We start from the raw sequence: 20,270 nt of genomic DNA on the forward strand, positions 1-20,270 counted from the left end.
GGCTGAGCCTTGCATGCTAATGGCAAGACCCGATCCCTGCCACGAGCCGCCGTGGCGCTGCGGCCACCCTCTGAGCGTAATGCTGCGGAGTTCCCGGCACATTGGCGAGCGCGCGCAGCTTATGTTGCAAACAGTTGCGAATTCGACCTTGACATCTGCTAATCTCCAAACCAACTCCCGGCAATGGGCGGGGTCGGCAACAGAATGCCCCAGGATCGGGAAACGGATAAGTCGGGTCAGTGCGCAGAAGAAAGAAGTCAATCATGCAGCACTCTTTGAAGTACCGGATGGCGTTCGCCACCGCGGGTGTGGTGACGCTGATCATCGTGCTGCGCGCCCTCTACGCCCAGTACTACGCCTACGACAGCCTGAAAGGCCTGTTGCAGGAGCAGCAGGACACGCTGGTCCGGCTGGTGGCCGAACAACTCGACGAAAAGCTGCAAGGCCGCGCCACGGCGCTGCGGCGCCTGGCGCGCCAGCTCTCCCCGATGCTTTCCGCCAGGCCGGCCGAGCTGCGCCGCGCTGCCGAAAGCGTGATCGACATACCCGACACCTTCAACGCCGTCTTCCTGGCCACCCCGGACGGGCAGATGGTGTTCAGCACCGCCGTGCCGGACGGCGTGCGCCTGCGGCTGGACGACCGCGACTACTTCCGCGATATCCGGCGCGGCCAGCAGTTTGCCGTGTCGGACCTGCTCCAGGGCAAGCTGACCAACGCGCCCGGCGTGGTGCTCTCAGTGCCGTTGCTTGGGCCTGGCGGCGAACTGCGCGGCGTGGTCGGCGGCGTGCTGAACCTGTCGGCAAACAATTTCCTGCGCGAACTGGCGCACGCCCGCGTGGGCATCACCGGCAGCTTTTGCCTGGTCTCCGCGGGATCCACCCCCCGCTATGCGATGCACCCCGACCCCGCCCGCGTGCTGACGCCGGCGCTGGCGGTCGGCGAAGCCTGCGGTGCCGAGCAGCCCGCCTCGTATTCGGAGGTGCTGCGGCCAAGACAGCCGATCGTGGCGCGCTACCTACTGGCGTCCAACGGCTGGGAAGTGGTCGCGGTGCTGCCGGCGGCCGAAGCCTATGCGCCGCTGATCAACGTGCGCGAGCGCACCTTCATCGTTGCCGCCGCGTCCTTGCTAATGGCCGCCGCGCTGATGTGGCTGGTGATGCGCCACCTGCTCGAACCGCTGCAGCGGCTGCACCGGGCCGTGCGCCAGATCGCCACCAACCCGGCCGCGCTGGCGGACCTGCCCACCGGCCGCCCGGACGAGATCGGCGAACTCGCCACCACCTTCGCCGAAGTGGTGGCGCAACTGTCCGAGCGCGAAGCCGCGCTGAAGGCGGCCAAGGACCGCGCCGCGGAGAGCGAGAAGCGCATCGAGGCGATCGCCAACCATGTGCCGGATTTCGTCTCGTTCATCGACATGCAGCAGCGCTTTGTCTTCGTCAACCAGGCGTACGCGCGGCACTATGGCTTGCCGGCGCAGCAGATCGTCGGGCTGTCGCTGCGCGAATTGTGGGGCACGCAGGAGTACCTGGCGTGCCAGCCCTATCTGGACCAGGCTTGCGCCGGCCGCGCCGTGACCTTCACGCGGGAGAGCGCCGACGGCAACGAATGCATGGAGGTCACCTACCAGCCTGCCTGGAACGATGCGCAGGACACGATGATCGGGTTGCACATGTTCGGGCGCAACGTCACCCACGAGCGCGAAAAGCTACGCAACCTGGAGGCGCAGACCGTCTCCGACTACCTCACCGGCCTGCTCAACCGCAAGGGCTTCGACCGCCGCCTGGCCGAATGCATGGGGCGCACCAGCGCCGGCGGGCGGCCGCTGGGGCTGCTGCTGGTCGACCTGGACGACTTCAAGGCCGTCAACGACAACTACGGCCACCCGGTCGGCGACCGGCTGCTGGTGGCCTTCGCGCAACGGCTGCGCGCGTGCGTGCGCAAGGGCGATGCGGTGGCGCGCATCGGCGGCGACGAGTTTGCGGTGATCGTTGACGGTGTTGCCGACCGGCATGCGCTGGAGGCCGTGGCCAACGCCATCGTGCAGGCCGCGCGCATGCCGTTCCAGGTCGACGGACATACGTTGGCAGCCACGGCTAGTGTAGGCTCGGCGCTGCACAGTGCCAGGCATGCGATGACCGTCAGCGAGCTGTTCATGCACGCCGACATGGCGCTGTACGATGCCAAGCGGCACGGCAAGGCGTGCCATGCGGCGCAGGCCGAAGCGTTGGCCGAGGTACTGGCCGAAGCGCAAGCGGCCGAGAAGGCGGCCCCCTCCCCCGAGCCATCCGGCCTGACAACCTAGGCCGAACTTTGAGCACGCGGCGCGCATAACGCTTTGATTCCTCGCGGTTATGTGCTCGCGAGCGAGTCGATTACTGGGTACAGGCGACGGGGCTGATGTTGAGGAGGCGGAAGGCCTTTTCTTGAACTGGGGTCGGCCGCGTGATCATGACGATCTTTGCCTGCGGGTTCAGGGGGGTGTGACAGACGTTGTACGCGAGCGTGGCCAGATCATCGAGCAACGTGCGGAAGCTGTGCACCGGCAAGCCGTCCTCGCCAAGCCTGGTGGCGTCCTTGGCTTTCGCCTGGTCCGAGCGTCGTGCCTTGGCCACTGGCGAAGGCCGGGCCGCACGCGCGAGCTCGACGTATTCATCGTCAAACAGCATCGGCTTTAACGTCTCGCGCATGTGCCACTCGACGTAATAAGCGAGCATGCACAGAAAGACGTGAGCGCGCACGCGCGCGGCGTTCCAATGGAACACGGGGCGCACCTGCAGATCGACCGTCTTGAGCGAACGGAAGGCCCGCTCCACCACTGCCAGCCCCTTGTAGGCCGTCACGGCCGCCTCAGCTGACAGGTCCGTTGCCGGCAGGCTCGTACGCACCACGTACAGGCCATCGAGTGCAGCCTCCTGCTGAATCTGTTCGGCCTTGCGCCCCCACGTGAAGCTCGAGTCGGTGATGCTCAGCTCGAAGTGCTTGCCCATCCTGAAGTGATCGATGACGCGGCCTACGCGCAGGGCAATCGCCTCGGTGCCCTTGAGGCGATTGCGGGCACGCGTGGTCGCGTCGGTAATCTTCATCAACTCGGCTTCGGTGGCCTGCAGCAGCGCCTCGCGTTTGCGGCTGCGCTCCTCGGCCAGTAGCGGATTGCGACACACGATGAGCCGCTCGCCGGGGAACGCCTCGCTGGTCACCTCCAGCAGGTTGCGCTCATCGAACAGCGAGGGCTGGAAGGGGCCCTTCTCGTGAGCAAGCGCGGCCATCTGCGGCGCGCGCAGGCTGCTCACCCAGTCCAGGCCAGCCGGGCGCAAGACCGAGTCGATGCGCGCCTGCGTGAGCATGCCCCGGTCGCCCACCCACGCGAGCTTCTCGATGCCATAGCGATTCTTGAGCTTGTCCACCTGCGAGGCCACGGTTGCCGGATCGGCGGTGTTGCCAGCGAAGACTTCGACTGCCACCGGACAGCCCTCAGGCGTGCAAACCAGACCGAACACGATCTGGGGATCGTCGCGCTTGCCATCGCGGCTGTAGCCGTGGGCGGCAAGCTCGCAGCAGCGTCCCGTCACCCACGTGGAAGTGAGGTCATAGAGCACCAGCGTACTGCCGCTCAGATGCTGCCTGGCAAGCCGCTTCTCGATGCCTTCCTGAGCGTCTCCCAGCCAGTCGAGCGCGGCATAGACCTGCTCGAGTTCGACGTCGCCCAACTTCAGCAGTCGCGACAGCGAGTGGGTCGCGGTCTCGTCGCGCAACATGCGATGCGTGGCGAGCTTGGAGGCGGGGGACACCACCCGCGCCACCAGCAGTGCCATCACCACCGAGCGCAGCGCGGCCGGCGCTGAGGACAACCACTGCTCGGCGCCGCAGGCGCGCGCCGCGCCGAGCACGGCGGCCACATGTCCGTGTGGCAGGCTGCGCTCGATCACGAAGGCCTCATCGGCGGACGACACCGCGACGCCACCGCGTAGCAGCACCTTCAAGCCTTCGATGACCTCGGCGGGCAGCGACGAGAGGTTGGCGAGGGTGCGTTTTTTGACCGTGTTGCCGTCGCGATAGGACTCGCGCAGCAGGATCGCGGGGGGGCGAGTTGCGGTTGGGGACGTGTTCGATATACATGAACACGTATTCAAGCACAAAGCTACCGAAACACAATAGATAAATACTAATTTACATGGCTACATAATAGCCTCAAAAAATAGCCGGAACCCACTGCTGATGCGGATTCCGGCTATTTGAGAAGCCAAAGTTCGGCCTAGGCCAAGGCGCAGGACAGCACCGAAAGTCAACGGGCGCCAGCGGCGCCCGTTGCAGTCGATCAGGTGTGCGGAGCGGACCGCAGGGCCCGCTCCGGCCAGCTTAGCGCACCTGCCCTTCCTTCCACGCCTGCAGCAGCTTGTCGTAGGGAATGGTTTCTCCCTTCGGCTTTTCGTTGTCCAGCTTCTTCCACGGCGCGTGCTCGCTCGACAGCCACTTGGCCGGATCGCCCTTCGCGTTGAGCTTGGGCGCGCAGTTGCTCATGCCGGCGCGCTGCAGCCGGGCCATTACCTGGTCCATTTCCTCGGCCAGCGTGTCCATCGCGGCCTGCGGGGCCTTCTCGCCGGTGACCGCGGTGGCGACGTTCTTCCACCACAACTGGGCGAGCTTCGGATAGTCAGGCACGTTGGTGCCGGTCGGCGTCCAGGCGACGCGCGCCGGGCTGCGGTAGAACTCGACCAGTCCGCCGTACTTGGCCGCATTCTTGGTCAGGTAGTCGTGGTGGATGTCGCTGTCGCGGATAAAGGTCAGCCCGGTCAGCGACTTCTTCAGCGACACCGTCTTGGACGTGACGAACTGCGCGTACAACCAGGCCGCCGCCAGCTTGTTGGGGTCAGTGTTCTTGAAGAAGGTCCACGAGCCCACGTCCTGGTAGCCATTCTGCATGCCCTGCTTCCAGTACGGGCCGTACGGCGACGGCGCCATGCGCCACTTGGGCGAGCCGTCGGCATTGACCACCGGCAGGCCCTTCTTGGTCATGTCCGCCGTGAAAGCGGTGTACCAGAAAATCTGCTGCGCGACTTGGCCCTGGGCCGGCACCGGGCCGGCCTCGGAGAAGGTCATGCCCATCGCCTGCGGCGGCGCGTACTTCTTCATCCAGTCGATGTACTTGGTCAGCGCATAGACCGCCGCCGGGCTGTTGGTGGCGCCGCCGCGCGAAACCGACGCACCGACCGGCGTGCACTTGTCGTCGGCCACGCGGATGCCCCACTCGTCGACCGGCATGCCGTTGGGCAGGCCCTTGTCGGCGGTACCCGCCATCGACAGCCAGGCGTCGGTGAAGCGCCAGCCCAGCGACGGGTCCTTCTTGCCGTAGTCCATATGGCCGTAGACCTTCTTGCCGTCGAGTTCCTTCACGTCGTTGGTGAAGAAGTTGGCAATATCTTCGTAGGCGGACCAGTTGGTCGGCACGCCCAGGTCATAGCCGTACTTGGCCTTGAACTTGTCCTGCAGGTCCTTGCGCGCGAACCAGTCGGCGCGGAACCAGTAGAGGTTGGCGAACTGCTGGTCCGGGAGCTGGTACAGCTTGCCATCCGGCGCGGTGGTGAACTTGGTGCCGATGAAATCCTTTACGTCCAGCCCGGGGTTGGTCCATTCCTTGCCGGCACCGTTCATGTAGTCGGTCAGCGGCAGGATCGAGCCGTAGCGGTAGTGCGTGCCGATCAGGTCCGAGTCCGAGATCCAGCCGTCATAGATCGACTTGCCGGACTGCATCGAGGTCTGCAGCTTCTCGACCACGTCGCCTTCCTGGATCAGGTCGTGCTTGACCTTGATGCCGGTGATCTCCTCGAACGCCTTGGCCAGCGTCTTGGATTCATATTCGTGCGTGGTGATGGTCTCGGAGACGACGCTGATCTGCGTGACACCCTTGGCCTTGAGCTTGGCGGCGGCATCGATAAACCACTTCATTTCCGCCTGCTGCTTGTCCTTGGCCAGCGACGAGGGCTGGAACTCGTTGTCGATCCACTTCTTCGCTTCCGCCTCACCCGCCCACGCGGACCCGCAAGCCAGCGCCGCCGCGCAGGCAAGGGCTGACATCCCCAACTTCACGTGCACTCTCATCGACGTCTCCTCATGATTTCCCCTCCCCGGCTTTGGTCTGGGTGGCGGCCCCGGGGCAGGGATAAGCCGCAAATTCCCATCCTGCAAACAACCTTCCATCAAACCCTGGCAACCCTCAGCCCTTGCGCATGACCAGCGCCAGCACCAGCATCGACACCCCGAAGCTGATCCAGACCGACGGCTCTTCGGCCAGCGACAGCCACGCGGTGACTTTCTCGCCCAGCCCGACCCACGCGAGGTTGACCCAGGCCGCGCACATCAGGCCGATAAACAAGCGGTCGCCGCGCGTGGTAGCGATCGGGAGAAAGCCCTTGCGCAGCACCGATGGCGCGCGTATTTCCAAGATGGTCATGCCGATCAGCATGACCACGATGCAGCCGAAGAACACCGCTACCGGCGTCGTCCAGACCATCCAGCTCAGCATTGCGCCGTCTCCTTGTGTTGTGACTAGCGTTAATCCATGTGCTCACACGCGGCCCATCGCAAAGCCCTTCGCGATGTAGTGCCGCACGAACCAGATCACGATGCCGCCCGGCACGATGGTCAGCACGCCAGCCGCCGCCAGCACGCCCCAGTCCATGCCCGAGGCCGACACCGTGCGCGTCATGGTGGCCACGATCGGCTTGGCGTTGACCGAGGTCAGCGTGCGCGCCAGCAGCAGCTCGACCCAGCTGAACATGAAGCAGAAGAACGCCGCCACGCCCACGCCAGCCTTGATCAGCGGCAGGAAGATGGTCAGGAAGAAGCGCGGGAACGAGTAGCCGTCCACATAGGCGGTCTCGTCGATCTCGCGCGGCACGCCCGACATGAAGCCCTCCAGGATCCACACCGCCAGCGGCACGTTGAACACCAGGTGCGCCAGCGCCACGCCCAAGTGCGCGTCCATCAGCCCGATGGTGCTGTAGAGCTGGAAGAACGGCAGCAGGAACACCGCGGGCGGCGTCATGCGGTTGGTCAGCAGCCAGAAGAACACATGCTTGTCGCCGATGAACTGGTAGCGAGAGAAGGCATAGGCCGCCGGCAGCGCCACGGAGATCGAGATCACCGTGTTCATTGCCACATAGATCATCGAGTTGACGTAGCCCGAGTACCAGGACGGATCGGTAAAGATGGTCTTGTAGTGCTGCAGCGTGAATTCCGCGGGCCACAGCGACAGCGTGGACACAATCTCCTCGTTGGTCTTGAACGACATGTTCACCATCCAGTAGATCGGCACGATGGCGAACAGCAGGTAGACCAGCAGAAAACCGGCGCGCCACCAGGTGGCGCGGTTTGCGGGGGTGCGCATATCAGCCATGGGGTATGTCCTCGCTGCCGGCGGTGCCCGCGCGCTGCATCCAGTTATAGAGGATGAAACACATGAGCAGGATGATCAGGAAATAGACGATGGAGAACGCAGCAGCCGGGCCCAGGTCGAACTGGCCCACGGCCTTCTGCGTCAGGTACTGCGACAGGAACGTGGTGGCGTTGCCCGGCCCGCCGCCGGTCAGCACGAACGGCTCGGTATAGATCATGAAGCTGTCCATGAAGCGCAGCAGCACCGCGATCATCAGCACGCCGCGCAGCTTGGGCAGCTGGATAAAGCGGAACACCGCCAGCCGTGACGCGCCGTCGATCTGCGCGGCCTGGTAGTAGGCGTCGGGGATGGCGCGCAGGCCGGCGTAGCACAGCAGCGCCACCAGCGGCGTCCAGTGCCAGACGTCCATCACCAGCACCGTGACCCAGGCGTCGAAGGCGCTGCCGGTGTAGTTGTAATCGAAGCCCATCGCCTCGAGCGCGGCGCCGAGCAAGCCGATATCGGTGCGCCCGAAGATCTGCCAGATGGTGCCGACCACGTTCCACGGGATCAGCAGCGACAGCGCGATGATCACCAGCACCGCCGACGCCTTCCAGCCCTTGGCCGGCATCGACAACGCCAGCAGGATGCCGAGCGGGATCTCCACCAGCAATACCGCCAGCGAAAAACCGAGCTGGCGCAGCAGCGCATCGTGCAGCTCGCCGTCGCGCAGCACGGTGCGGAACCATTCCGTGCCGACGAACACGCGCCGCTCCGGCGAGATGATGTCCTGTACCGAGTAATTGACGATGGTCATCAGCGGCAGGATGGCGGAGAACGCCACGCACACCACCACCGGCAACACCAGTAGCCAGGCCTTCTGGTTGACGGGCTTCATGGCACCAGTTCCTCGTTGACGTAGTAGCAGGTATGCCGGTTGAACACCGACAGCCAGGCGGTATCACCCGCCCGCAGGCTGGCCGCCTCAGTGCCGAGCCGCGCGCGCAGCGTGCCGGCCTGGGCGCCGGCCTCCTGCACGGTGCCGGTCAGCAGCCAGTAGGTGCCGATGTCCTGCGCGCGCTCCACGCGCACCGGCACCGCCTGCGCGTCGCGCTCCGGTGCCAGGTGCAGGTATTCCGGCCGGACGCCGATGCGGAAGCTGCCCGCTGCGCGCAGGGCGGCCTCTACCGAAGGCGTAAGCGTCGGGGTGTAGTGGCGCCCGGCCAGCTCGACCGCGTCGTCGCGCCACTGGCCGGTCAGGAAGTTCATGCCCGGCGAACCGATGAAATGCCCGACGAAGGTATGCGCCGGCCGCTCGAACAGCGCATCGGCCGGCCCCACCTGCACCGCCTTGCCGCGCGACATCACCACCACCTGGTCGGCAAAGGTCAGCGCCTCGGTCTGGTCATGGGTCACGTAGATCAGCGTCAGGCGGAATTCGTGGTGGATCTCCTTGAGCTTGCGCCGCAGCTGCCATTTGAGCTGCGGGTCGATCACAGTCAGCGGCTCGTCGAACAGGATGGCAGACACGTCGTGCCGCACCAGCCCGCGGCCGAGCGAGATCTTCTGCTTGGCGTCGGCGGCCAGGCCGCTGGCGCGGCGGTCGAGCGTGGACGACAGGTCCAGCATCTCGGCCACGCGCCCTACCCGCTCGCGCACTTGTGCCTCGGGCACGCCGCGGTTGCGCAGCGGGAAAGCCAGGTTTTCGCCCACGGTCATGGTGTCGTAGATCACCGGGAACTGGAACACCTGGGCGATATTGCGCGCCTGCGGCGTGGCGGCGGTGACGTCGCGGCCGTCGAAGGCGATGGTGCCGTGCGAGGGCCGCAGCAGTCCGGAGATGCAGTTCAGCAGCGTGGTCTTGCCACAGCCCGACGGGCCCAGCAGTGCGTAGGCGCCGCCGTCTTCGAACGTAAACTTGAGCGGCAGCAGCGCGTAGTCTTCGTCCGTGCGCGGATCGGGCACGTAGGAATGCGCGAGGTCCAGATCGATGCGTGCCATGTCAGCCCCCTGCCGCAGCACGAGCCGCACCGGCTGCGGCACCGCCGCCCGGCAGGCCGACCGCCAGCCCGCCGGGCCGGCGCGGCGCATGGATGCGGCGCCCGCCCGCGTCGAACAGGTAGATCTGCTCCGGCAGCAGGTGCAGCAAGATCGGCTCGCCCAACTGCAGGTCAAGCACACCGGCGAACTGCGCGACCAGGTTGCCCACCGGCGTATCGGCATGGACAAAGGTATCGGAGCCGGACAGCTCGGCCAGCGCCACGCGCCCGGGCACCGGCACCGAACCGGGCTCGCCCGCGAGCCGCAGCGCCGAGGCGCGCACGCCCAGGGTCACCGGGCCGTCATGGCCGCCCACACCGGGCACCGGCACCGAGATGTCACCGGCCAGCATGACCCACCCGCCCCGCAGCGTGCCCTCGACCAGGTTCATCGGCGGATCATTGAACGCGCGCGCCACGCGCAGCGAGTCGGGATAGTGGAAGACCTCGGGGGTCGGGCCGTACTGCAGCAGCTCGCCGGCGTCCAGCACCGCGGTATGGCCGCCCAGCAGCAGGGCCTCGCCCGGCTCGGTGGTGGCGTAGATCACGGTGGCGTCGCCGTGCGCGAACAGCTGCGCCAGCTCTTCACGCAATTCCTCGCGCAGCTTGTAGTCGAGGTTGACCAGCGGCTCGTCCAGCAGCATCAGCGGCGCCGCCTTGGCCAGCGCGCGTGCCAGCGCCACGCGCTGCTGCTGGCCGCCGGAGAGTTCCGCCGGGTAGCGGTCAAGCAGATGGTCGATTTGCAGCCGCGTCGCCAATTCGCGCACGTGCGCGGCAATGTCGGCAGCCGGGGCCCGGCGCCGCAGCCGCAACGGCGAGGCGATGTTGTCGAATACCTTCATCGACGGGTAGTTGATGAACTGCTGGTACACCATCGAAACGTTGCGCTCGCGCACCGCCATCCCGGTCACGTCGTCGCCGTCCACCAGCACGCGGCCCGCGCTGGGACGGTCCAGCCCGGCCATCACACGCATCAGCGAGGTCTTGCCCGCCTGCGTGGCGCCCAGCAGGATGGTTACCGCGCCGGGAACCGGCGCGAGCGTCATCGGATAGAGATACGCCTGCGAACCCACCTGCTGTGCGACGCCTTCCAAACTCAGCTGCATCCGCGGTCTCCATGTTCGATAATGCGTCAAGCATCACAGCTTTCGCATGATGCATGCGCACAAATCTTGGCTTTGCGCTCGTTTTAGCAAAAAAACGAACACAAAACAATAGTGCACCGCATCATTTGTTTTCGTTTCTGTTTGAACTAGAATCCCGGCATGACCCTTAATCCCCGCCAGACCGCCCTGCTCGAAGAAGTCCGCAGCCAGGGCTTTGCCTCCATCGACGAACTTGCGCGCAAGTTCGGCGTGACGCTCCAGACGGTGCGCCGCGACGTCAACTTGTTGGCCGAGAACGGCATGCTGGCGCGCTTTCACGGCGGCGTGCGGGTGGAAGGCTCCACCACCGAGAACATCGCCTACCGGCAGCGGCAGGTGCTCAACGCGGAAGGCAAGGTGCGCATTGCGCGCGCGGTGGCGGCGGCAGTGCCCGAAGGCTGTTCGCTGATCCTGAACATCGGCACCACGGTGGAAGAGATTGCGCGCGGGCTGATGCACCATCGCGGGCTGCGCGTGATCACCAACAACCTGAACGTAGCCAACATCCTGGCCGACAACCCCGATTGCGAGGTCATCGTCGCCGGCGGCGTGCTGCGCTCGCGCGACCGCGGCATCGTGGGCGAGGCCACGCTGGAATTCATCCGGCAGTTCAAGGTGGATATCGGGCTGATCGGCATCTCGGGGATCGAGACCGACGGTACGCTGCGCGACTACGACTTCCGCGAGGTCAAGGTGGCGCGGACCATCATCGAGCATTCACGCGAGGTGTGGCTGGCGGCGGACGCCAGCAAGTTCAACCGCCAGGCAATGGTTGAGCTGGCGCATGTGTCGCAGGTCGACCGGCTCTTTACCGACGAGCCGCTGGCGGCGCCGTTCGACCAGATCCTGGCCGACAGTGGGGTGAAGTGTGTGGTGGCGGGGCGGGAGTGAGCGTGGCGGGAGCCGACTTGACGCTGCCGCGCTGGCGGGGGCGGAGCTGTTGTTGATCCGTGACGTCGGGGCTCAGCGTGGCGCCCCGGCCTTGCGACAGGCCTGCCCTCCCCCCCGGCCCCTCTCCTGCATGCGGGAGAGGGGGCCAAACCGGCAGAGGAACAAAGGTATATGCTTACTTGAACACCACGGTCTTGTGGCCGTTCAGCAAAACGCGGCGTTCGGCGTGCCACTTGACCGCTCGCGCCAGCGCCACGCATTCCACGTCGCGGCCCACGGCAGTCAGTTGCTCCGGATCCATGCTGTGGTCCACGCGCTCGATCTCCTGCTCGATGATCGGGCCTTCGTCCAGGTCGGCGGTAACGTAATGCGCGGTGGCGCCGATCAGCTTCACGCCGCGGTCGTGCGCCTGGTAGTACGGCTTGGCGCCCTTGAAGCTGGGCAGGAACGAGTGATGGATATTGATCGCGCGCCCGGCCAGCTTGCGGCACAGGTTGTCGGACAGCACCTGCATGTAGCGGGCCAGCACCACCAGGTCGATCTTCTGCTCTTCCACCACCTCGAACACACGCGCTTCCTGCGCGGCCTTCTGCTCGTCCGAGGCATTCATCAGAGGCAGGTGGAAGAACGGCACGTCGTACGACGCCGCCAGCTGGTAGAAGTCGCGATGGTTCGAGACGATGGCCGCGATCTCGACCGGCAGGCCGCCCACCTTGGCGCGGAACAGCAGGTCGTTCAGGCAGTGGCCGATCTTGGACACCATGATCATCACGCGCGGCTTGACCGCGGCGTCGTTCAGCTCCCACTGCATGCCGAACTGGTCGCCCACCGGCGCAAACGCGGCCTTCAGCGTGTCCAGGTTTGGTCCGCCTGCGGCCGGCATGAAGTGCACCCGCATGAAGAAGCGGCCGGTGTACTCGTCACCGTACTGGTCCGAATCGACGATATTGCAGCCATGCTGGAACAGCAGGCCCGAGACGGCGTGGACGATGCCCGGCTGGTCGGGGCACGAAAGGGTCAGGATAAATCCGGTGTTACTCATGGTGTGTTGTTCTGTCGGGGGGGCGCGGCGCGGGGCCGGGAAACCCAGGTCAGCGAGTTCGGCGAGGAAGAAAACCGCGGCGCCGGCTCAGGCGTGAGGGTCGTCGTCGCCGAGCCAGCCGCGCCGGCGAAGGGCATCCAGCGTCACCAGTGTCGCATCGACCGTCATGGCGCCGCCCGCCATGATAGCAAGCAATGCGGGCAGGTCGACGCGCCTGTGTTCGCTAACCTCGCCATCCTGGTTGCGCGGCGTGAAAGTGGGAGGGAGCAGCAGGTCATAGACGTAGACCTGCTCCCACTGCACCCCTTCGGGCAGGTCGCGCAGCACCTCGATCACGCCATGGGCCTCCACGCCCCGCGCCAGCGCGGGCGGGATGTCCGACTCTTCCTCGCATTCGCGCACCAGCGTCTCCAGCGGGTCGCTGCCATGCGGCATGCCGCCGGCGACCAGGTTGTCCCACATGCCGGGGTCGACCGACTTGCTTGGACTGCGCCGCGAAATCCACAGCGCCGGGCCGCCATCCCCAGGGCCATCGACGATACCGTTCAAGTGCGAGGCGAAGGTCAGCAGCCCCAGAAAACGCGCCACCGCACGCTCGACCGCCGCGACCGCGGGCGCGTCGAGTGCCGGGGTGACCGCGAACAGTTCATGGCGCCAGCCGCGCACATGGCCGGCATCGGCCAGCCGGTGCGCCAGCGCTTCCAGCGCGGCGCTGCGCACGTCGAAATCATTGCGACCAGGCAGCAGCTCCACGGCGGCAGCGTCGTCTTCAGCTCCGAGGATGCAGCCCATGCCGCGCAGGATGCCGGCGTGCGCGCGCGGCAGCCAGCCGACCTGCTGTCCGGCCACCATCAGGCGCAGCTTGCCGGCGGCATCGAAGCGGCTGCGCGCCGCCAGCGACGCGGCGATCCGCGCGGCGTGGCCGGCATCGGCACCGTCGCCGGCGAGGTCCTCAGGCTGCATCGAAGTCATTTTGGCCATCACGAATCCAGGCGCCGGCCGTGCCGGCGCGCCTTGTCATTTTCAGGATTGAACGCATGAACCAGCCAGCAGCGCAAGCCCAGGCACAGCGCCCCGCCCCGCCCCAGTCCGCCGAGTCGCAGTACGTGCTGGCGCTCGACCAGGGCACCAGCAGCTCGCGGGCCATCCTGTTCGACCATGCCGGCAGCGTGGTGCGGCTGGCGCAGCGCGAGTTCCGCCAATATTACCCACATCCCGGCCACGTCGAGCACGACCCGTATGAAATCTGGCAGTCGCAGCTGGCGGTAGCGCACGCAGTGCTGTCCGATGCCGGCATCTCGGCCTCGCAGGTGCGCGCCATCGGCATCGCCAACCAGCGCGAAACCACCGTGCTGTGGGACCGCAAGACCGGCGAGCCGGTCGGGCGCGCCCTGGTCTGGCAGGACCGCCGCACCGCGCCGATGTGCGAGGCGCTGCAGGCCGCCGGCCACGGCGAGCTGTTCCGCGAAAAGACCGGCCTGGTCATCGACGCCTACTTCTCCGGCACCAAGCTGCGCTGGATGCTCGACAACATCGAGGGCGCGCGCGAGCGCGCCCAGCGCGGCGAGCTGGCCTTCGGCACGGTCGACAGCTGGTTGATCTGGCAGCTCACCGACGGTGCGCGCCATGTCACCGACGCCTCCAACGCGTCGCGCACGATGCTGTTCAACATCCACACCTTCGAGTGGGACGACGCGCTGCTGGCGCTGCTCGACATCCCGCACGCGCTGCTGCCCGAGGTGGTGCCGTCCAGCGGCGAGGTGGCGCGGACCTCCGCGCGGCTGTTCGGCGTGGAGATCCCGATTGCCGGCATCGCCGGCGACCAGCAGGCCGCGACCTTTGGCCAGGCCTGCCTGTCGCCCGGCATGGCCAAGAACACCTATGGCACCGGCTGCTTCCTGCTGATGAACACCGGGTCGCAGCCGGTGACTTCGCACAACCGGCTGCTGACCACCATCGGCTGGCAGTTCGGCGGCCAGACCCAGTATTGCCTGGAAGGCGGCGTGTTCATGGGCGGCGCCACCATCCAGTGGCTGCGCGACGGGCTCAAGATCATCAACAGCGCGCCCGAGGTCGAGCCGCTGGCGCGCCAGTGCGACGACACCGGCGGCGTGGTGCTGGTGCCCGCCTTTGCCGGCCTGGGCGCGCCGCACTGGGACGCCTTTGCGCGCGGCACGCTGGTCGGCATGACGCGCGGCACGGGCCGGCCGCAGATCGCGCGCGCGGCGCTGGAGTCGATCGCACTGCAGAGCGTGGACGTGCTCGAGGCCATGCAGAAGGACGCCGGCATCTCGCTGGCCGAGCTGCGCGTGGACGGCGGCGCCTCGCGCAGCGACCTGCTGATGCAGATGCAGGCCGACCTGCTCGGCACCCCGGTGGTACGCCCGCGCGTGACCGAGACCACCGCGCTGGGCGCGGCCTACCTGGCGGGCCTGGCCACCGGCTACTGGAGCGACCCCGCGCAGATCGCGCAGCAATGGCAGGTGGAACAGCGCTTCGAGCCGCACCTTTCGGCCGACGAGCGCGGCCACCGGCTGGCGCGCTGGCATCGCGCCGTGGACCGCGCGCGCGACTGGGCGCGCGAGGACGAGGTCGACCGCGGCGGCGGCCACGGCTGACGGCCGCCTTTTCCCTTCTTCGCCATAACGCCAGCCAACCAGCACACACCCCCGATAAGCGTCATGCAGAGAATCACAACACCGATCGAGCCCCCCGACCGAGCCGCCCTGCTCGCAACCCTGGAGCGCGAGCCGCGCTGGGACGTGATCGTCATCGGCGGCGGCGCCACCGGCCTCGGCACCGCGGTCGACGCCGCCTCGCGCGGCTATCGCACGCTGCTGGTCGAAGCCGCCGATTTTGCCAAAGGCACCTCCAGCAAGGCCACCAAGCTGGTCCATGGCGGCGTGCGCTACCTGGCCCAGGGCAATATCAGCCTGGTGCGCGAGGCACTTCACGAGCGCGGCCTGCTGGCGCGCAACGCCCCGCACCTGGTGTGGCCGCTGGGCTTCGTGGTGCCGGCCTACCAGATGTTCGACCAGCCCTTCTACGGCATTGGCCTGAAGGTCTACGACATGCTGGCCGGCGACCTCAACCTGGCCGGCAGTCGCTGGCTGAACCACCGCGAGGTGCTGGCCGCGGCGCCCAACCTGGCCGAGCATGTCGGCGGACGTCCGCTGCGCGGCGGTAACCTGTACTTCGACGGCCAGTTCGACGATGCGCGGCTGGCGGTGGCGCTGATGCGCACGCTGTTCGACGTCGGCGGCACCGCGGTCAACTATATGCGCGTGACCGGGCTGAGCCAGCAAGGCGGCGTGATCAGCGGCGTCACGGTGCAGGACGTGCTGGGCGACGCCACCTTCCGGCTGCGCGCGGACTGCGTGATCAATGCCACCGGAGTCTGGGTCGACGCCATCCGCCAGATGGAAGACGGCCACGCGCGCACCATGGTCGCGCCCAGCCAGGGCGTGCACCTGACGCTGCCGCGCAGCTTCAATCCCGGCGGGCGCGCCATCCTGATCCCCAAGACCGACGACGGGCGCGTGCTGTTCGTGGTGCCGTGGAACGGCCACACCATCGTCGGCACCACCGACACGCCGCGCCGCGACCTGCCGCTGGAGCCGGACGCCGGCGCCGACGATGTCGATTTCATCCTGGAGACCGCCTCGCGCTACCTGGCCAAGGATCCCACCCGCGCCGACGTCACCAGCGTCTGGGCCGGCCTGCGGCCCCTGGTAAAGGCCACCGGCGAGGCGTCGACCGCATCGCTGTCGCGCGAGCATACGATCGTGGTGTCCAGGGCGGGGCTGATCACCGTCACCGGCGGCAAGTGGACCACCTACCGCAAAATGGCCGAGGACGTGATCGAGACCGCGATCCAGCGCCAGATGGTGCGCGCCGCGCCCTGCGTGACCGCCGAGCTGCCGCTGCACGGCGCCGCGGGCCTGCCGGCGGACCTGCCGCCGCCAGACTCGGTTTCGCCGGACCGCTACTACGGCAACGAGCTGGAAACGCTGCGCGCCCTGCCCGGCTACGACCGGATGCTGGCGCCCGCGTCCGGGCTGACCGAGGCCCATGTGCGCTTCGCCGCCCGGCACGAGCTGGCCCGGCGCGTCGAGGACGTGCTGGCGCGCCGCAACCGCGCGCTGTTCCTGGACGCGCGCGCCGCCGTGGCAGCGGCGCCGGCCGTGGCCGCGATCCTGGCCGAGGAACTCGGCGAGAACGAAGCCTGGCAGGCGCGCGAGATCGAAAGCTTCCGCGCACTTGCCGCCGGCTACATGCTGGGCTGAGCGGGCTGCCGGCGGAACTGCCGCCTCCGGCACCCGTCTGACCTGCCTGGCACGCATCCCATCCGCAAAGGCAACCCGATGACCACTCGCCCGACCCTGACCCTCGCTCGCCACCTCGCGCTGCTGGCAACTGTTGGCGCCTGTGCCACCGCCCACGCCGCGCGCGCCCCCGGCATCGACGGCGTGCGTTTCCAGGACGTGCGCACGGTGCAATACCAGTGCGACGGCGGCAAGACACTGTCGGTGCGCTACTTCAACAGCCCCGACAACCAGGCGGCTGTATTCCGCCTCGACGGCAAGCCGGTGCTGGCGGTCACCACCGTGTCGGCGTCCGGCGCGCGCTATATCGGCGGGCGTTACGAATGGTGGACCAAGGGCGAGGAAGGCACGCTGCGCGACCTGATGCAGGGCGAGAATGCCGCGCCCGCGCTGGGCGGCTGCCACGCCAAACCCTAGCGGCTGGCGCTGCCGCACTGCATCATCTTTTGATGCAGCGGCGTTCCGGGCGATAATGCGGAGATTGAATCAGGGAGAACACCATGGACGAGATTGAAGATCTGTCCGATCTGCCGATGCCCCGCTTTATCTGGGGCTTCGCCGTTATCGCAGGCAAAGGCGGCGAGGTCATGCACGACGAGTTCGAGTATCTGACCCATACCCGCAGCCCGCGCTTCACCTGCCGGGTCGTCGAGCTTGAAGACATGCCCGCGGAAAGCGAGGAAGACGCCATCGACGGCCGCATCGTCCACGACGACGACCCGAGCCGGATGTTCTACATCACCGATGCCGGCATGGCGCTGGTCAACTTCCACCTGTTCGACAAGATGCCGGACAAGCAGAAGTTCAAGCGCATCTGCGACGAGGCCATCGCCAACTGGATGCTGCGCCGCGAATTCCTCGACGAGGAAGAAGAGGACTGACGCTGCAGGAGGCGCGGGCAGGCGGCGCGAGCAGGCGGCGGCCGAGGCTGCCGCCCGCTAATCAGGCCTCGCCCTGCTCCGGCGGCAGCGCGCCGCCCAGCAGTTCATTGAGCACCCCGGTCATGCCGCCCGGGTGCTCGGCGGCAAGCGCCTGCAGGCGCTTCACCAGCGCGCCGTCCAGCTTGCACGCAAAGGGCACCAGGCCCTGCTCCTGATCCAGCCGGCGCTGTTCGCGCCGGTCCGGGCGCGCGGCGGCGCCACCGGGGATACCGCCCCGGCCCGCCACAGTCTGCTTCAGGCTGTTGGCGATCTTCAGGCCCTTGTTTTTTTCCAGGTCCGTTTTTTTCACGGCGTTATCCGAAAGTCTGTCGAGGCCGGTATTGTACGCACCCCCGGCACGCACCGGCGCCATGGCCGGTCCCTAGTCGTTGCTCACCTCGATCAGTTCGGCGGCCACCCGCTGGATTTCCGCATAGATGGCGATGGCGTCCATCGGCCCGGTGCAGCCCACGGCCGTGGCCTGGCTGGCATCCGCGCCGGGAGGCAGGAACACGAATGCCATGCCGGGCTGCCAGCCGGGATGCTTGCGCAGGCTGTCATTGAGGATGTCGAGATACTGCGCGCGCGTGAAGACGTGCTTTGCCATTGCTACCTCCGGAGCCACTACCGATGCGCCGTGCGGGCGCGGGTGTCATGGCGGGGATCGTAGCATGGCAGTACCGGCCGGCGTCACCTTGCGGCGCCGGCCGGCGGGGGGATCAGCACTCGCCCTTCTTGGCGTGGCCAGGCGGGCAGTGGTAGCCCTTGTCCTTGTGGCCTTTATCCTTGTGGTCCTTGTACCCGCCCTGGTCCCAGCGGCCAGGCACCAGCACCCAGCCGTCGCGCGACTGGATCCACCGCGGCGACTCATAGACATAGCCGGGGCGCTCGCGCTCCCAGCGGCCCTTCTTCCAGGCATGCTTGTGGTGACCGTCGTCCCAGTCCCAGTAGCCCGGCAGCCAGACATAGCCCGGGCGCGGCGCGGGCACGACCTCATACATCGGGGCCGGTGGCGGCACGCCGATGGCAATATTGACCGACACCTGGGCCATCGACGCGGCACTGAACGTCAGGCCCGAGCCCAGCACGGCCGCCACCAGGATGGCCCTGGCAGGCCGGAGCACGCGATGTTTCATGGAAGCCCTTTCTTGTGGAGGAACATGCGCACAGTCTAGCGCGCACGCCTTGGCGCGCAATGTAAGAAAGGGTTTCCGATTATCACAACGACGCCGACGCGCAACGGTGTCTCGCGCGCCGGCGGCGGACTAGTGATCTTCAGCCATCGCCTTGAGCTGGGCCTCGCCCGCGACGCGGGCGGCATCAGCCGTGGTAAAGGTGTCATCCGAAACGATGGCGCGGCGGATCTGCTGCGCGCCGAAGTCCACCAGTGCAATGATCCACACATAGCGCCCCGCCTGGGGCGCGGTCTGCACGAAAGCTTTCAGGTTGGGCCGGGATTCACTTGCCATGATCCATCTCCTTGCTTGAGGACGAGCTTGGGACATTGCCGAAGCACAGGTGTGCTGGAAACTCTAGCACATGGCTGGCGCCCTTACCGGGCACCGGCCTCGTCGCCGTAGGCACGCAATTCGCGCGCCCGCGCCGCCGTCATCCGAGCCATGCAAGACGCGCCCGTCACCCGCGCCGCCGTGCCGCCGGCCGGATCCGCCATATAGGCGCAATTGGCCTCGCGGAACCGCAGCCACTCGCGCTGCGCCACCCGCAGCAACCCCGTGCGCGGCGCGACCAGCCGCCGCAACAAACCCTGGTAGGCGGTGTTCAACGCCGTGTCCTGTTGCCGCAGCTCGGCCGAGGTACAGCCGAGCATGTCGGCCGTGGACACGGCCTTGGCCATGCAGCGCTCGTATTCCGCGCTCAGGCCGCTGCTTTCCGTGGCGCTGGCCGGTGCGAACGCCGCAGCGAGGGTGAGGATGGCAAGGCAGGCGATGGCGCGCATATGGGTTCTCCCTTTCCTTGGCGTGACACAACGTGGCGGAACCGTCCGGTACCGCTCAGGCCAACCAGCGTCCCAGCGTGGCCACCGCGATATTGACCAGCCCGAGTACCAGGTTGGTCCCCACGGCCTGCCGGACCCGGTTCAGCGCGGCACCGGCGGCCGGCCAGTCCTGGGCATCCACGGCCCGGCCCAGCACGCGGTATGGACCGAACCAGACATAGCAGAAAACCACCGCCATGACGATGCCGATGCCCGCCATCAGGTGCCAGTTGCGTGGGGCACCGGCCATGCCCACCGCGGCCATCATCGCCACGCCGCTCAATACGATGACGATCACCGCAGCCCAGACCCAGGGGAAGAAGCGGCCGAACACGCCGCGCCACAGCCGCAGCCGCGCCGGCGGCTCCAGCACGCTGCCGGCCACGGGCCGCAGGCACAGGTAGGCGAAGAACATGCCCCCCACCCAGATGGTGACGCTGGCAACGTGCAGGAAGCGGAGTAAAGGGTCGGCGATCATGACGGCATGCGGCGGCGAGGCGCGTTTGGGAAATGAAGGGGAACGAAGCCACATTCTATGT

General features: G+C 67.1%; 20 protein-coding genes and 1 pseudogene. 6 read left to right on the forward strand and 15 right to left on the reverse strand.

All coding sequences use genetic code 11. The features are described from left to right. Nucleotides 1-263: 263 nt before the first annotated feature. The gene (locus K307_RS39840; RefSeq protein ID WP_051975397.1) at nt 264-2,303 is read left to right on the forward strand and encodes a diguanylate cyclase domain-containing protein; all 2,040 of its coding nucleotides are present in this window, start codon (nt 264-266) and stop codon (nt 2,301-2,303) included. Between the two features lie 70 nt (nt 2,304-2,373). Here the strand turns inward: K307_RS39840 and K307_RS39845 are convergent. From K307_RS39845 to K307_RS39875, 7 genes and pseudogenes are all read right to left on the reverse strand, one after another. Further along, nucleotides 2,374-4,117, reverse strand: a pseudogene (locus K307_RS39845) (IS1634 family transposase). 240 nt (nt 4,118-4,357) lie between these two features. Next, nucleotides 4,358-6,085, reverse strand: coding sequence for an ABC transporter substrate-binding protein (locus K307_RS39850; protein WP_042888046.1), 1,728 nt, complete (start codon nt 6,083-6,085; stop codon nt 4,358-4,360). A 127-nt stretch (nt 6,086-6,212) separates the two neighbouring features. Then, nucleotides 6,213-6,521, reverse strand: a complete 309-nt coding sequence (locus K307_RS39855) for a DUF2160 domain-containing protein (RefSeq protein WP_042886537.1) — start codon at nt 6,519-6,521, stop codon at nt 6,213-6,215. A 42-nt stretch (nt 6,522-6,563) separates the two neighbouring features. Beyond that, complete coding sequence (locus K307_RS39860; protein WP_042886538.1) at nt 6,564-7,394, reverse strand: carbohydrate ABC transporter permease; 831 nt, start codon at nt 7,392-7,394, stop codon at nt 6,564-6,566. Beyond that, nucleotides 7,387-8,271, reverse strand: a complete 885-nt coding sequence (locus K307_RS39865; protein ID WP_042886539.1) for a carbohydrate ABC transporter permease — start codon at nt 8,269-8,271, stop codon at nt 7,387-7,389. The genes K307_RS39860 and K307_RS39865 overlap by 8 nt, the downstream gene beginning before the upstream one ends. Next, nucleotides 8,268-9,374, reverse strand: coding sequence for an ABC transporter ATP-binding protein (locus K307_RS39870; RefSeq protein ID WP_042888047.1), 1,107 nt, complete (start codon nt 9,372-9,374; stop codon nt 8,268-8,270). Before K307_RS39870 ends, K307_RS39865 begins: the two co-directional genes overlap by 4 nt. Before the next feature lies 1 nt (nt 9,375). Beyond that, nucleotides 9,376-10,518 carry an ABC transporter ATP-binding protein gene (locus K307_RS39875; protein WP_042886540.1) on the reverse strand — a complete coding sequence of 381 codons (1,143 nt, stop codon included), beginning with the start codon at nt 10,516-10,518 and terminating at the stop codon, nt 9,376-9,378. A gap of 159 nt (nt 10,519-10,677) precedes the next feature. On the opposite strand from K307_RS39875, the gene K307_RS39880 reads away from it, so the two are divergent. Then, complete coding sequence (locus K307_RS39880) at nt 10,678-11,448, forward strand: DeoR/GlpR family DNA-binding transcription regulator (RefSeq protein WP_042886541.1); 771 nt, start codon at nt 10,678-10,680, stop codon at nt 11,446-11,448. Nucleotides 11,449-11,623: 175 nt separating this feature from the next. On the opposite strand, the gene purU is transcribed toward K307_RS39880, so the two are convergent. Both purU and K307_RS39890 read right to left on the reverse strand, forming a co-directional pair. Next, on the reverse strand, nt 11,624-12,490 hold the full coding sequence (gene purU, locus K307_RS39885) for a formyltetrahydrofolate deformylase (RefSeq protein WP_042886542.1): 867 nt from the start codon (nt 12,488-12,490) through the stop codon (nt 11,624-11,626). Nucleotides 12,491-12,577: 87 nt separating this feature from the next. Further along, nucleotides 12,578-13,462 carry a DUF4743 domain-containing protein gene (locus tag K307_RS39890; protein WP_419187210.1) on the reverse strand — a complete coding sequence of 295 codons (885 nt, stop codon included), beginning with the start codon at nt 13,460-13,462 and terminating at the stop codon, nt 12,578-12,580. A 65-nt stretch (nt 13,463-13,527) separates the two neighbouring features. Here K307_RS39890 and glpK point away from each other — a divergent pair, with 65 nt between their 5' ends. The 4 genes from glpK to K307_RS39910 all read left to right on the forward strand — a co-directional run bounded on the left by glpK (nt 13,528) and on the right by K307_RS39910 (nt 17,696). Continuing rightward, nucleotides 13,528-15,108: a glycerol kinase GlpK gene (glpK, locus tag K307_RS39895; RefSeq protein ID WP_042886544.1), complete on the forward strand. Its 1,581-nt coding sequence runs from the start codon at nt 13,528-13,530 to the stop codon at nt 15,106-15,108. Nucleotides 15,109-15,171: 63 nt separating this feature from the next. Then, nucleotides 15,172-16,776, forward strand: a complete 1,605-nt coding sequence (locus K307_RS39900) for a glycerol-3-phosphate dehydrogenase/oxidase (RefSeq protein WP_042886545.1) — start codon at nt 15,172-15,174, stop codon at nt 16,774-16,776. A gap of 78 nt (nt 16,777-16,854) precedes the next feature. Beyond that, complete coding sequence (locus tag K307_RS39905; RefSeq protein ID WP_042886546.1) at nt 16,855-17,232, forward strand: MliC family protein; 378 nt, start codon at nt 16,855-16,857, stop codon at nt 17,230-17,232. 83 nt (nt 17,233-17,315) lie between these two features. Next, nucleotides 17,316-17,696, forward strand: a complete 381-nt coding sequence (locus K307_RS39910) for a hypothetical protein (protein ID WP_042886547.1) — start codon at nt 17,316-17,318, stop codon at nt 17,694-17,696. A 61-nt stretch (nt 17,697-17,757) separates the two neighbouring features. Here K307_RS39910 and K307_RS39915 read toward each other — a convergent pair whose 3' ends face one another. The 6 genes from K307_RS39915 to K307_RS39940 all read right to left on the reverse strand — a co-directional run bounded on the left by K307_RS39915 (nt 17,758) and on the right by K307_RS39940 (nt 20,209). Then, a complete protein-coding gene (locus K307_RS39915; RefSeq protein WP_051975398.1) occupies nt 17,758-18,108 on the reverse strand; it encodes a hypothetical protein in 351 nt (116 codons plus the stop codon). A gap of 9 nt (nt 18,109-18,117) precedes the next feature. Further along, entirely contained in the window at nt 18,118-18,342 is a 225-nt protein-coding gene (locus K307_RS39920; RefSeq protein WP_042886548.1) for a hypothetical protein, read from the reverse strand. 112 nt (nt 18,343-18,454) lie between these two features. Continuing rightward, nucleotides 18,455-18,871 carry a YXWGXW repeat-containing protein gene (locus K307_RS39925; RefSeq protein WP_042886549.1) on the reverse strand — a complete coding sequence of 139 codons (417 nt, stop codon included), beginning with the start codon at nt 18,869-18,871 and terminating at the stop codon, nt 18,455-18,457. Between the two features lie 129 nt (nt 18,872-19,000). Continuing rightward, nucleotides 19,001-19,204, reverse strand: a complete 204-nt coding sequence (locus tag K307_RS39930) for a hypothetical protein (protein ID WP_022535883.1) — start codon at nt 19,202-19,204, stop codon at nt 19,001-19,003. 83 nt (nt 19,205-19,287) lie between these two features. After that, the gene (locus K307_RS39935) at nt 19,288-19,692 is read right to left on the reverse strand and encodes a lysozyme inhibitor LprI family protein (RefSeq protein WP_042886550.1); all 405 of its coding nucleotides are present in this window, start codon (nt 19,690-19,692) and stop codon (nt 19,288-19,290) included. A 55-nt stretch (nt 19,693-19,747) separates the two neighbouring features. Next, nucleotides 19,748-20,209 (reverse strand): CopD family protein, encoded by a 462-nt coding sequence (locus K307_RS39940; RefSeq protein WP_042886551.1) that lies wholly within the window; start codon nt 20,207-20,209, stop codon nt 19,748-19,750. Nucleotides 20,210-20,270: the final 61 nt, after the last annotated feature.

Source organism: Cupriavidus necator A5-1, from assembly GCF_000744095.1.
Classification (GTDB): domain Bacteria; phylum Pseudomonadota; class Gammaproteobacteria; order Burkholderiales; family Burkholderiaceae; genus Cupriavidus; species Cupriavidus necator_A.

Bases quoted from the DNA above. Each gene is read 5' to 3' on its own strand.
- K307_RS39880 (WP_042886541.1), top strand. From the start codon at position 10,678: ATGACCCTTAATCCCCGCCAGACCGCCCTGCTCGAAGAAGTCCGCAGC.
- purU (WP_042886542.1), bottom strand. From the start codon at position 12,490: ATGAGTAACACCGGATTTATCCTGACCCTTTCGTGCCCCGACCAGCCG.
- K307_RS39890 (WP_419187210.1), bottom strand. From the start codon at position 13,462: ATGACTTCGATGCAGCCTGAGGACCTCGCCGGCGACGGTGCCGATGCC.
- K307_RS39840 (WP_051975397.1), top strand. From the start codon at position 264: ATGCAGCACTCTTTGAAGTACCGGATGGCGTTCGCCACCGCGGGTGTG.
- K307_RS39910 (WP_042886547.1), top strand. From the start codon at position 17,316: ATGGACGAGATTGAAGATCTGTCCGATCTGCCGATGCCCCGCTTTATC.
- K307_RS39940 (WP_042886551.1), bottom strand. From the start codon at position 20,209: ATGATCGCCGACCCTTTACTCCGCTTCCTGCACGTTGCCAGCGTCACC.
- K307_RS39930 (WP_022535883.1), bottom strand. From the start codon at position 19,204: ATGGCAAGTGAATCCCGGCCCAACCTGAAAGCTTTCGTGCAGACCGCG.
- K307_RS39915 (WP_051975398.1), bottom strand. From the start codon at position 18,108: ATGGCGCCGGTGCGTGCCGGGGGTGCGTACAATACCGGCCTCGACAGA.
- K307_RS39870 (WP_042888047.1), bottom strand. From the start codon at position 9,374: ATGGCACGCATCGATCTGGACCTCGCGCATTCCTACGTGCCCGATCCG.
- K307_RS39855 (WP_042886537.1), bottom strand. From the start codon at position 6,521: ATGCTGAGCTGGATGGTCTGGACGACGCCGGTAGCGGTGTTCTTCGGC.
- K307_RS39860 (WP_042886538.1), bottom strand. From the start codon at position 7,394: ATGGCTGATATGCGCACCCCCGCAAACCGCGCCACCTGGTGGCGCGCC.
- K307_RS39865 (WP_042886539.1), bottom strand. From the start codon at position 8,271: ATGAAGCCCGTCAACCAGAAGGCCTGGCTACTGGTGTTGCCGGTGGTG.
- K307_RS39900 (WP_042886545.1), top strand. From the start codon at position 15,172: ATGCAGAGAATCACAACACCGATCGAGCCCCCCGACCGAGCCGCCCTG.
- K307_RS39905 (WP_042886546.1), top strand. From the start codon at position 16,855: ATGACCACTCGCCCGACCCTGACCCTCGCTCGCCACCTCGCGCTGCTG.
- K307_RS39935 (WP_042886550.1), bottom strand. From the start codon at position 19,692: ATGCGCGCCATCGCCTGCCTTGCCATCCTCACCCTCGCTGCGGCGTTC.
- K307_RS39920 (WP_042886548.1), bottom strand. From the start codon at position 18,342: ATGGCAAAGCACGTCTTCACGCGCGCGCAGTATCTCGACATCCTCAAT.
- glpK (WP_042886544.1), top strand. From the start codon at position 13,528: ATGAACCAGCCAGCAGCGCAAGCCCAGGCACAGCGCCCCGCCCCGCCC.
- K307_RS39875 (WP_042886540.1), bottom strand. From the start codon at position 10,518: ATGCAGCTGAGTTTGGAAGGCGTCGCACAGCAGGTGGGTTCGCAGGCG.
- K307_RS39925 (WP_042886549.1), bottom strand. From the start codon at position 18,871: ATGAAACATCGCGTGCTCCGGCCTGCCAGGGCCATCCTGGTGGCGGCC.